The organism is Candidatus Nanoarchaeia archaeon (assembly GCA_035290625.1).
Classification (GTDB): domain Archaea; phylum Nanobdellota; class Nanobdellia; order Woesearchaeales; family DATDTY01; genus DATDTY01.
The window spans coordinates 1-11,441 of the sequence record DATDTY010000017.1 but is presented as its reverse complement, the minus strand read 5'-3'; the positions used below and the strand labels follow the sequence as shown (position 1 = coordinate 11,441).

General features: G+C 46.6%; 10 protein-coding genes. 7 read left to right on the top strand and 3 right to left on the bottom strand.

The window, feature by feature from the left end; translation table 11 throughout:
* From VJB08_01415 to metG, 5 genes are all read left to right on the top strand, one after another.
* Nucleotides 1-1,390 (top strand): hypothetical protein (locus tag VJB08_01415; GenBank protein ID HLD42626.1); only part of this gene is annotated, 1,390 nt, incomplete at its 5' end.
* Between the two features lie 262 nt (nt 1,391-1,652).
* Nucleotides 1,653-2,219: a hypothetical protein gene (locus VJB08_01410; GenBank protein ID HLD42625.1), complete on the top strand. Its 567-nt coding sequence runs from the start codon at nt 1,653-1,655 to the stop codon at nt 2,217-2,219.
* A 46-nt stretch (nt 2,220-2,265) separates the two neighbouring features.
* Complete coding sequence (locus VJB08_01405) at nt 2,266-2,523, top strand: hypothetical protein (protein ID HLD42624.1); 258 nt, start codon at nt 2,266-2,268, stop codon at nt 2,521-2,523.
* Nucleotides 2,510-4,378, top strand: coding sequence for a hypothetical protein (locus tag VJB08_01400; GenBank protein ID HLD42623.1), 1,869 nt, complete (start codon nt 2,510-2,512; stop codon nt 4,376-4,378). The genes VJB08_01405 and VJB08_01400 overlap by 14 nt, the downstream gene beginning before the upstream one ends.
* Before the next feature lie 61 nt (nt 4,379-4,439).
* The gene (metG, locus tag VJB08_01395; GenBank protein HLD42622.1) at nt 4,440-6,548 is read left to right on the top strand and encodes a methionine--tRNA ligase; all 2,109 of its coding nucleotides are present in this window, start codon (nt 4,440-4,442) and stop codon (nt 6,546-6,548) included.
* Nucleotides 6,549-6,595: 47 nt separating this feature from the next.
* Here metG and dapA read toward each other — a convergent pair whose 3' ends face one another.
* From dapA to VJB08_01380, 3 genes are all read right to left on the bottom strand, one after another.
* Entirely contained in the window at nt 6,596-7,576 is a 981-nt protein-coding gene (dapA, locus tag VJB08_01390) for a 4-hydroxy-tetrahydrodipicolinate synthase (GenBank protein HLD42621.1), read from the bottom strand.
* A gap of 132 nt (nt 7,577-7,708) precedes the next feature.
* Complete coding sequence (locus tag VJB08_01385) at nt 7,709-8,638, bottom strand: dihydrodipicolinate reductase C-terminal domain-containing protein (protein HLD42620.1); 930 nt, start codon at nt 8,636-8,638, stop codon at nt 7,709-7,711.
* A gap of 87 nt (nt 8,639-8,725) precedes the next feature.
* On the bottom strand, nt 8,726-9,811 hold the full coding sequence (locus VJB08_01380) for a hypothetical protein (GenBank protein ID HLD42619.1): 1,086 nt from the start codon (nt 9,809-9,811) through the stop codon (nt 8,726-8,728).
* Nucleotides 9,812-10,090: 279 nt separating this feature from the next.
* Here VJB08_01380 and VJB08_01375 point away from each other — a divergent pair, with 279 nt between their 5' ends.
* Complete coding sequence (locus VJB08_01375; protein HLD42618.1) at nt 10,091-10,909, top strand: FTR1 family protein; 819 nt, start codon at nt 10,091-10,093, stop codon at nt 10,907-10,909.
* 262 nt (nt 10,910-11,171) lie between these two features.
* On the top strand, nt 11,172-11,390 hold the full coding sequence (locus VJB08_01370) for a hypothetical protein (GenBank protein ID HLD42617.1): 219 nt from the start codon (nt 11,172-11,174) through the stop codon (nt 11,388-11,390).
* The last annotated feature ends 51 nt before the right edge of the window (nt 11,391-11,441 follow it).

Here is an 11,441-nt window from a genome sequence, read left to right as displayed (position 1 = left end):
TTTGAATGATACCTGCCCTCAAAGCGTTGTCTACCCAAGTGCTACGGCAAGCAGCGACACGCTCCTCGATGCACAGCGCTCTGCTGATTATGGGGTGGTTACTGGAGCTACGTTCTGCAGCCAGCACGGGCTTACCTATGCAAATGTTGCCTGGAATACAACCACGATGAGTGGACAGGTCTTCTGCGCAGCAGCATCCGGAGTACGATGCACCTATAATGTCGAAATTGTCCAGATAGGCTCTGGCTCGACGCTTGGGACATATGTTAAAGGACCAGGATTTGTAAATGCAACAAATACGACAGGGACTGCGAATGCCACATGCAGAACACTTGGTACGGTAATGTATACTGATGCTAATGGAACCGGATATATTGGCTGTGATATTGAGGTTAGTGGCCCATTTGACTTAAACCGGAGCTACTGCATAAGCCAAACCACACTCCGACGAGAATCCTTGGTGCCTGATGTTTTTGGAAGGCTGAATCGTTACTTTGCAACACTTAGAAATCTGCGGCTTGACGAGGAAGTGAAGGTGTTTATTGTGTCTGGTGGAAGGGAAATTGAATGCCTGCCTTCCCTAAACAAACAGATCGCTGGAGACAATACCTCAACCGCTCCAAAGGGTTTGGGAGATCGGATCTATCTGAATGATCTGGTTACGGTTAATGGGCATACCTATAAACTCGCCTATCTTCGCTCAGATGGAACCATCTATACACAAGTTAGACTTGACGAGCCAGCAAGCGGGTATGGGTTTAGCCTTGGATTTGCTAATGGGATTAATGCGAGCCTTACCACTGCCGCATTTGATCAGAGATCCTTTAGATGGAACATTACGTTTGATGTAGGCAACAGAGACTATTTGATAATGACAAGGACAAATAATGCCACGAATTTCACACAGCCTTTGAACCAGACGACTAACCAGACAACGAATGCGACAAATCAGACCACAAGCCAGAATACCTCATTTTGTTCTGACAGCGACGGAGGGGCAGTTTATAACATCAAAGGAACTGTCACGCCAAAGGATTCGCAGATATGGGGCAGTTTTGCGGATCATTGTGTAACCACAACTACAGTTTATGAGTTTATGTGCAGATCTGATGGGACGCATACAGGACAGCAAGCTTTCTGCAGCGTTGGATGCGTAGATGGCCGCTGCGCGAATACGAGGCTGACACAGTATGATGCAATCAATTTCAGCACGATTAATCCTGCCTGTGCGTATTGGTATGGAAACAACCAGCCCGTTCCACCAGCCCAGTATGGAAACACGCCTTGGGGATATGTGTTCAGCTGCGACGGAGGGCATTGCGGAGTGAAAACAGGAACCCAGTTTGACACCTGTGTAGGCGGCTGCATTAATGGCACGCCTAGTTGCTAGACTCCATATGAATTTTTGGCTTAGCAGAAACGTTCCCAATAAAATAAACGCTTTGCTCGGCGATAAGCTGAGCAAGCCAAAACCTTGAATGAAATTTCAAGGTTTTGCATTTTTACATTGATTGCCCTTACACAGCTTCCCGTTATTTTCTTAATAACATTGTGATAAGTCTCATTCAAGGCACGATAGTTTGCCCTTAATCAACAGTGGGCTAAGCCTGGCGATAGGAAGATTTAAATAACGAAAATCTATGGAAGGGTATATGGCAGAGAAAGGCCAGGCAGCTATGGAATTCTTGATGAATTATGGAATGGTAATTGTTATAAGCCTGATTGTCATCGGCGCTTTGGTATATTTTGATATCCTGAGCCCCGCGCAATTAGGGCCAGAGAAGTGTGTCCTTGCAACTGGATCTGGATTACTTTGTGATGATTTCAGTGTGAATGCAGAAGGAGTGATTCTAAGATTGAAAAATGCAGTCACTACAGTAGTGTTTGTTGAAGCGATAGAGACTGTTGACCCTGTCTGCAGTTATTTTGGAGGCCAGAACATAGAAAAAAACAGCTACGCTGATTTTAGCCTCAAGTGCCTGTTAACGGCCAATCAGAAGGTGAGGACGCCGTTGAGCATCCAATACAAGAAGGGTCCGGGAGGGCTGCCCCGGTCTGCCAAAGGGGAATTGCTGCTAAAGGTTTCCCAAAGCACGACAGTTAATGAGACGATATGCCAGAATGGAGAAGATGGGGGCCTCTGCGAAGGTCTTGATATCCTGTTCGGCAGCGGCTACAGGGATCTCTGCTGCAGCCAATATACATTATGTTGCCAGTGAAAAGATTTATAAAGACAAGAAAGAAAGATGGGTAGAGGCAAGGCTAATGACGATACACGGATTATGGACGTGCATGATGCTTCTTTTCGCAGTGGCAATTATAGGATGCAGACAAGTTTCTGAGGATTTCTCAGGAGAGGCTTCGCAAATAATGGATTCAGAATTATCAGAGTTGCAGATTGTGGCATGCCAGACTGCAAGCAGTGCAGGAAGTTGCGGCACCCGGCTGGGAGAGGTCGGGATTGTCACAAAGGAGGCCTGCTGCCAGGTGCTCGGATACTGCTGTAGAGGTGGTTCGAATTAAGACAATTGCAGTTTTTTTTCTGGTGGTTCTTGCCTTGGCTGTTGCAGCAGACGCCCAGGTCTGCGGGGTTAAGGATCTCAGAAGCAGCCTGAAGAAGGCTTTGTTTGAGTATTTTAAGTCTCCTGGAAGCGCCAAGCTGAGCATAAGCGAGATTAAGGATCTTCTGGTTTTTTACTTGAGTATTGATAAGGAAAAGGAAAATGTCAACTGTTCTGTCGAAGGGGATTTCTCCGGCTATTCTATTAATTCGATCAGCACAAAAATAGAAAACGCAAGCCTTGTGCTGCAGAGATGCTCAGACTCAACCGTTTATAGCAGGTGCTCTGACACAAAACCATTGTACTGCGAGCAAGGGAGCCTCATTAGCAGGTGCGATGTGTGCGGCTGTTCCGGTGGTTTAGTATGTTCGTCTGGAAACTGCATCGCGGAGACAGGCACCAACGCAACATCAGGAACGAATGTCACCCCAAGTACAAATGTAACCCAAAATGCTACAGCAAATGCGAGCGGCGTTAAAGGGCTTGGTGTTCCGATATATGTCGGTGAGTCATTTTTTATTGGAGGAATTGGGTATCGCCTTGAGTATTTGAATGTGGCGGCAGGCTTGGAAAACCTCGGATTCAGCGAGTTAGATGGAATTCCCGGTTATTCAGTGGGCGTGAATTCACAGACTCTCAAAGGGAGTGTTGCGCTTGTTGATGCAAATGGCAGGTACTATAGGGGCTATATTTTAGATATAAGCAGCCGAACATACCTTGTTATCACGGCAGATCCTAATGCTGTTGTTGATCTGTATGAGAAGAGATGCATCTACAGTTACCCTCCAGGAGCCTCAGTTCCTAATCCTGTGCCCAATTATGTGTATTGGGGATATGTGGACAACTGCCCCGTAGGCGATTCTGGATGTGCTTCATTGGGGTATGGAACGATAGTCCCTGTAAGTTGCAAAAATCAGGGATGTATGAATAATACCTGCTCTAGCTGCGTAAGCCAAACAATCTACCTGGCAAATGGAACTGCAGTCTCTTTAACCTGCCCAAATCAGAATCAGACTGCGCATGTGCCTGTCTGCTTGGATTGCTATAGAACTCAAACTCCTTTAAATCCATACCCAAATAATCCGCAATGCAGCATTGTTAGCAACTGCACGAGCGCAGACTACCCCAACTGTTATGCTGCCCCCTATGATTATCTTACAATACAATGTCCAAATGGATGCCGGAATGGGGCTTGCATCCAAAGTGTGAGCAACCAAACAACGAATCAAACATCAAACACCTCAGGCCTGTATTGCGGCACATCAACCAATATGGATTTCTGCAGCAATTGTTACGCTCATGGAGGAAGAGTGAAGACTGGTGAGTCTGCATGCTGGTGCGACAGCACAGCAACGTATATCAACGCATGGTTTGGAAGCTGTCCTGCAGCGAACGCTACAGCCAAATGCAGAGACAGTGATGGAGTCAGTTACATGACCAAAACAACCACCTACACGACAGGATGGGAAGGAAATTTCACAGATCACTGTGTGGACACCAGATATCAATGGGAATTTTACTGCAATGCAGATGCCTCAGCCCATACCGGACTTAAGGTTGATTGCGCTATCTTTACTGCTGGCTGTAATGATGGAAGATGCAGCCCTAGTATTCAGACACAATATGCAGGGATAGCGTGGAATACAACAGATCCGTCATGCGCGTACTGGTATGGAAACAACCAGCCAATACCGAATCGTTATGGAAATACGCCTTGGGGATATGCACTCAGCTGCGATGGCCAGCATTGCGGCGTGAAGAGGGGAACATCGTTTTCTGACTGTTTTGGCGGTTGCTTGGCAGGGGCTTGCTCCTAAATCCCGGAATTAGGGTTATCTCCAAATAATATTTAAACTACCTCTTATTTTAGTAAATAGAATGAGTAAGATAAAACCAAAAAAGGGGCAGGAAAAGAAGACACCCAAGCAGATCATCGTCACCTCAGCATTGCCCTATGCAAACGGCCCTATCCACATCGGCCACATGCTTGAGTATATCCAGACAGACATCTATGTAAGGGCATTAAAGCTGTTGGGAGAGGATGTAGTCTATTGCTGCGCTGATGACAGCCATGGGACTGCGATTGAGCTGAAGGCAGAGGAGCTAAAGACCTCCCCTAAGAAGCTGATTGCTGAGGTCCTGAAGGAGCACAGAAAGGATTTTGCTGATTTTGGGATAGGCTTTGATTCCTACATAACAACACATTCAGAGCAGAACCAGTACTTCAGCGATCTGATATTCAGCCGGCTCAAGGACAAAGGGTATATCTACATCAAAGATGTTGAAAACACCTACTGCCAGCACTGCAAGCGATTCCTTCCTGATAGGTATATCAGGGGAACGTGTCCTAAGTGCGGAGCTCAGGATCAGTATGGCGACGTCTGCGAAAAATGCAATTCATCGTACAAAAGCACCGAATTGATCGACGCAAAGTGCAGTATCTGCAGAAACCCGCCAGTGCTCAGGAGCAGCTCCCATTACTTTTTCAGGCTCAGTATTTTCTCAGAGAAGCTGAGAGACTGGCTGCGAAGCAACAAGAGCCTGCAGCCGGAAACCGTGAACTATATCCTCAACTGGATCAAAGAGGGTCTCAAGGACTGGGATATCTCCAGGGATGGCCCGTATTTCGGATTCAGGATTCCAGGAGAGGAGAATAAGTTCTATTACGTCTGGCTTGACGCTCCCATTGGCTACATCGCAAGCTTCAGTGCATGGATTGGAGATGCCCAGAAAGCTGAGGAGCAGTGGAACAAGGCAAGGATTGTGCACTTTATCGGTAAGGATATCATGTATTTCCATTTCCTGTTCTGGCCTGCAATGCTCATGGGAGCAGGATTCAGCCTGCCGGAAAGCATTGTAGTGCATGGTTTCCTGACAGTGAATGGCGAGAAGATGAGCAAGAGTAGGGGAACATTCTATACTGCCCGTGAATTTCTCGAGCAATACGATGCAGAATCCCTGAGATTCTACTACGCCAGGATGCTAAGCAAGAAGTTGGCAGACGTGAATATGGATTTTGATGAGTTCGCAGAGGTTGTGAACAACGAGCTCGTTGCAAACCTTGGAAATTTCTGCTACCGGGTTCTTTCCTTTATTGACACTCATTTTGGAGGGAATATCTCTGAAGCCGCAAAGGATGAGGAGATAATCAAGAGTATTGAGGAATCAACAAAAAAGATCAAGCAGCAGTATCAGGATGCAAACACCAATGAGGCGATCAAGGAGATTATGGCTGTGTCTTCCTTGGGCAACAAGTATTTCCAGGAGCACGAGCCGTGGAAACTGCTGAAAGAGGACAGGAAGGGGGCAGAAGCTGCTGTTGGCCTGTGCCTGAATATTGTAAAGGATCTGGGCATCCTGGTAAGCCCGGTGCTGCCTGGGTTTTCCGCTGAGCTCCAAAGACAGATGAATCTCAAAGGGTTAGGATGGGGAGATATCAATTTCAGCATGAGGCAGCATGCAATTGCAAAGCCATCCATTCTTGTCAAGAAGATTGAGGAGAGAAAAGAAAGGCTCTCGGCGGAAGGCTCAAAATTTCCGCTTGACCTAAAGGTCGGCAAAATTCTCTCAGTTGAGGACCACCCCGATGCAGACAAACTGTATGTTGTTCAGGTTGACCTCGGATTAGAAAAACGGCAGCTGGTCGCAGGATTGAAAGGCCAGTATGCCAAAGAAAAGCTTCCGGGAAAGAGGATTGTTGTTGTAACGAATCTGCAGCATGCCAAGATCAGAGGAGTTGAAAGCCAGGGAATGCTGTTAGCAGCAGATGATGGCAAGCGGGTTCGGCTTTTGGAGCCGCAAGGAAAGGAAGGCGAGCAGGTGTATGTTGTCGGAGCTGCTATCGAGAGGAAAGAGATAGTATTCGAAGACTTCAAGAGGCTGAGGCTGAGCGTCAAGGGAAAGAAAGCTTTGTTCCATGACAAGGCGCTGAGAACCTCCTCGGGAGAAGTCTTTGTTGACAGTCCTGACGGAGCAAGGATTAGATGATGCGAAGGAGAAAGATAAACCCTTAGAATAACCCTTTATAGATACGTCTATGAGTTCTTATACTTTTTCAGGTCGATGCCGAGCTGCTCTGGGGTGTAGCGAGACATGATGTCGTCTATTTCATGCCGGATGCTTGGCTGCCCTTTTCTGGCAAGGTCAATCATTTCGAGATCAACAAGCGGCAACCGCACAGCAGTATTGAAGAGATACGCAAGCGGTATTGGGTTTTTTGCTGAGAAGACTGCATTGACCAGCGGCCTGATCTGCGCTTGGAGCAAGGAAGCTTTCTCCCGGTCTTTTGCGAGCCCTGCCTCTACAATACTCAGAAAGTGCTTTGGCGCAACATTTGCGCTTGCAGAGATTACGCCGTAGGCGCCTCTGTATATCATTGAAGCCACAATGCCGTCCTCCCCAGACAATATCCTAAAAGAGGAGGGGTCTGTGGCTAGGCGTATATCCTCGATTAGCCTCATATCATCAATCGCCTGCTTGATCCCGATAATCTTAGGATTGCTGGAGAGTGTAAGAACCGTCTTCTTGTCGATGTTGGAGTTTGTCCTGGAAGGGACGTTATAGAGGATGATATTGCTCCCTCCAGCTAAATTGGAGGCTACAGCAGTGTAATGCGCAAGCAAGCCTTCTTGAGGTGGATTATTGTAATAGCCAGTCACATGGAGAAAGGTGGTTGGCCCAATGGCCTCAGCAATCCTGTTTGACAAGTCGATCGCTTCATAGGTTGAGTTTGATCCTGCGCTTGCGATAAGCCTCGTCCTTCCATCGATCCTGTCAAAGGTAAAATGGACAAGCTCCACATGCTCTTCGTGAGTAAGTGTTGCGCTCTGGCCTGTAGTTCCTGCAGCAACGATCCCGTCTATGCCAGCTGCAATCTGATCCTCAATGAGCATGGCCAGGTTATCATGATCGATTTCAGGCTTGACCGCGTCTCCATTGCGCTTGAATGGGGTGATGATTGCGGTATACACGCCTTGAAGTTCACTTGCTGGGATAGGCTCGTTTTTCCTTTTCATCGAGGATGGAAAATAGCCTCTTTTTTTAAGCTTTTGTAAAGTGGCAAGTAAACTTTCCAAGTTCCATGATGCTCCAGTAACATCAAGTATGGGGCGAAGATACGCTAAAACAAAAAAAGGGTTAAAGAAGGATTATTTTCCCTTTGCCACGTTAATCATGGTGTAGAGGCCTTTTTCTCCTGCTTCCACTTTTGTATGCAGGAATCGTATTGCGTCAAGGGTTCCTGATACATAAGGCTCTCTTCCATTGACATTATGCGTGAACTGAAACAAGACATTCCCATCTTCTGAGAGCAGGGTGTAGGTATGCCAACCATGCCCACTTAACGCTTCCTTTGGGACCCCAAGCATCATTTGTTCGCAAGGGTTTCTTACCATTTCAATCTGATCGGTTGTGAAGGGGATTCCCAATTGATTAAAGTATTGAACCATTGCTTTTGCTGTTCCGCTTGTGTCTGCTTTTCCAGTCTGGTGGCTTTCCCTAATTTTGAGCCTATATCCCCTGAACGCACCGGGGAATGTCTCTGCAGCATACTGCATCATTGCCTGGAATACAACAATCTGCTTTGTCATGTTTGGGGCTATGACTGCAGGGATTTTTGAATTCTTCACAGTTTCCTCTAATTTTGGTCGGTCTCCTCCTGTTGTTCCCATGACAAAAGGCATGCCCAAGCTACAATAGAGCTCTGCATTGCTGTTCACCGCATCAGGACGGGTGTAGTCAACAGCTATTATTGACGAAGGGATAAGTCCAGATTCAGTAAGGAGGCCTGGTAATTGGCCTCTTTCATCTGGCTTTATTAACATAATACGCTGCTGCTCAAATCTCAGAGTTAAGAATCTCAAGCTTACTATCGAATTAGGTAATGTGCCATCTATTTCATTCGCTTTGGTTTCTGGACCTGTTAGCGAGAGACTCAAAAGGTCGAATTCATAATCGGGTTCTTGATGCAATGAGTTACAAAAAGCTTTTCCTTTTGGATCGGTATAGATTGCCTGGGCAATCGATGTTGCCATCTTTCCTTTCAAGCCATTTACCATAACCTGAATTGGTCCTGTCATGTATCTTACCCCCCAGTTTGTCTAAAGATATTCTTCTCTGAAGGGGGATACTTTGGATGTTTAAAAAGATTGCTGTGATCAAAAATCCTATTCCTCTCTCGCAGCCAACGCATCACAGGTCTCTATATAATACCTATTCTGTAAATTGGCGCAGACAGAGTAATCTCCCCTCAGCACAAATGCCATGAGACATGCATCTCTGGCATCCCCAAAGGTAACTGAATCACAGAGACTGCTCTGCCCTGTAAGCTTTGCAACCTCGGTAAAGCATTGGTCTTTTGGCCTGCTGTCGCTGATACGTGTGCACGGCCTTTCATAGCGCATGGCCTTTGCGATATTCAGGTAGCACTGGTTCTTATAAAAATCCTGGGCAATTTCTTCGCAGTATTTCCCAGCCTGATCCGGGTCCGTTGCTGCGCTCTCTGCAATTCTATCAAGTTTTTCAGAGATGCTGAGGCCTGCAAAGGGATCTTCTGTTGGCAATGTCTCAGGCGACACCTCCTGTTCTACGCGCTGTGATGGCTGAGTTTGCGGTTCAGGCTGCGGAGCTGGCTCGGAAATTCTTTTTACATCAAATCGGAATGATGCAGTTGCATTCCCGCCGGGATAGGTAGCTATTGTCCTCAAGAGGTATGATCCTGGCTGCATGGCTTCAGGTATGAGAAACGAGGATTTCTTCGATGCGCGCGTTTCAACGCCGAATTCCTCCTCTTTCGAAGAGATAGCCTGGCCCCTCATATCAAGAATCTCGTGAAGAACCTTGACATCAAAGCGGCGTGCTGATCCGATGCTCACAAGATCGGTCGTGAAGAAAAAGGAAGAGCCCGGCTGCGCATCTGATGCCAGAGGTTCGGTCTCCAGATCCAGAAGAAAAGACGGCTTTGGAGCCTGGAAGAGATAAAGGCCCGCGCCGCCCAGCCCAATGAGCATCAGGGCTACTGCAATTGATAGGATCACAGATGCCGGCACATGATGGGTATGATGGACGATGATAGGAGAGGCTTGATGAAGCGCCTGGTCTACAACCCTTGCAGGATAGCCATGGCTGATGAGATGATTTCTAAGCATCTCTGGAGTATAGCCCCGAGCAAGGTTTTGCCTGAGGTACGTTATCAATGCCTGATCCTGCATAGTCGATTCCATGAATAGAGCGTATTTAAAGGTGGCGGTCATCTCGACTCGACTGCAAGTTAACTCATAAAAGTTGATAACAAAAACCGCACTGATCCCCGACCTAAAGCCCGGGGTATTAACCCCCGAATTTTCAATAAAAAGGCAAAACTGGGCAAATTGTCTTATCGACGTTAATCAATGCGTCGCGGCCAATCTTGGATCTGTCTTGACGATTTTATATAGGAACTTGCAATCGGGCCTCAAAACCGAATGCATTAGAATGCATTATATACAACCTATCTTTCGTCAGTTAACAATTGTTAACTTTTAGGAGAGAGTATGCTTGAATCATTCCTGATCACATCAAGGGAAACCCTGGAAGCAAGCCTTGTAGTTGGCATTGTTCTGGCGTATTTGAACAAGACAGGGAATCAGCAGCACAAGAAGAGTGTGTATTACGGGATTTTCTTTGGAATTGCGGCAAGCATCCTGGCAGCATTCCTATTTACCCTTGCTGCTGGATTTGAAGGGATCACTGAACAGATTTTTGAAGGGGTCACGATGCTTATTGGTGCATTCCTATTGACGACAATGATTCTATGGATGTGGCAACAGAACCATACAAAGGAGATTGAGGGAAGGGTTGCAGGCCATCTTAAGCAGCCTTTGTTTTCTCACTTTGGGATATTTCTCCTTATTTTTATTGCAATTATTCGAGAAGGGGTTGAGACAGTTATCTTCCTGAATGCAGCCAGGTATGCAAACAGTATAAGCCTTATTGGGGGGATATCTGGTATGATTGCAGCAATTGGCCTTGGATACGCCTTCTTTATTGGTGTAGGGAACCTTAGAAGGATCTTTGGGGTAAGTAGCATATTGCTCATCTTGTTTGCTGCAGGCCTGGTCAGCCAGAGTATTCATGAGTTTGAAGAGGCAGGGATTGTTTCAGGGATCATAACTCCGCTTTTTGACATTAATCCCAGCCTCAATGCTGATGGAACCTATCCCTTATTCCATGAAAAAGGGGGGATAGGAAGCTTCCTGAAGGGGTTATTTGGGTATAATGGAAACCCCAGTTTGGCAGAGGCAGTCGGTTACGTACTGTTTCTGGCTTTGGTTGGGATCCTGTGGCGAAAAGCGGCTTCATCCAAAAAATGAGGGCTGCCATCAATTTTGCAAGCCTCTTTACAGGTATATGTGCAGCTGACGGGGGGATGTCCCTACGGGGATGTCAGCTTTGTACTTTGGAAAGCTCAGGCGAGCCGATGCGCTCCGAAGGAGCGCTTGAAAATACCTGAGTATTTTCATTGGTAGCCCGACTGAAAGGAGGTTTTTGGATGGAGCCGCGAAAAGCGAAAGCTATAAAAACAAGTGAGTTGTCTTAATAAGCGGGGTTAAATAAGCTTACGAGAGGGATAGTATGGAAACACTTGAAGAGATACAGACAACATGCCCGTATTGCAGAGGAACAGTAGCCGGAGGGATTGCAGCCAGTGAGGAGACAGACATTTTAGGTCTTCTTCAGGAATGCTCATCCTGCGGAAGGGTTTTTAGCGTGAAGGCTCAGGAATTCTTCAACAAGTTTGAGCTAAAGCAGTGGATGGCCAAGATGGACAGGAAAATAGAGAAATCTTATTAAACAGCCTGTTGTTTTTCTCTGAGATGGATTTGGGGAATGAAGAGGGTTCCG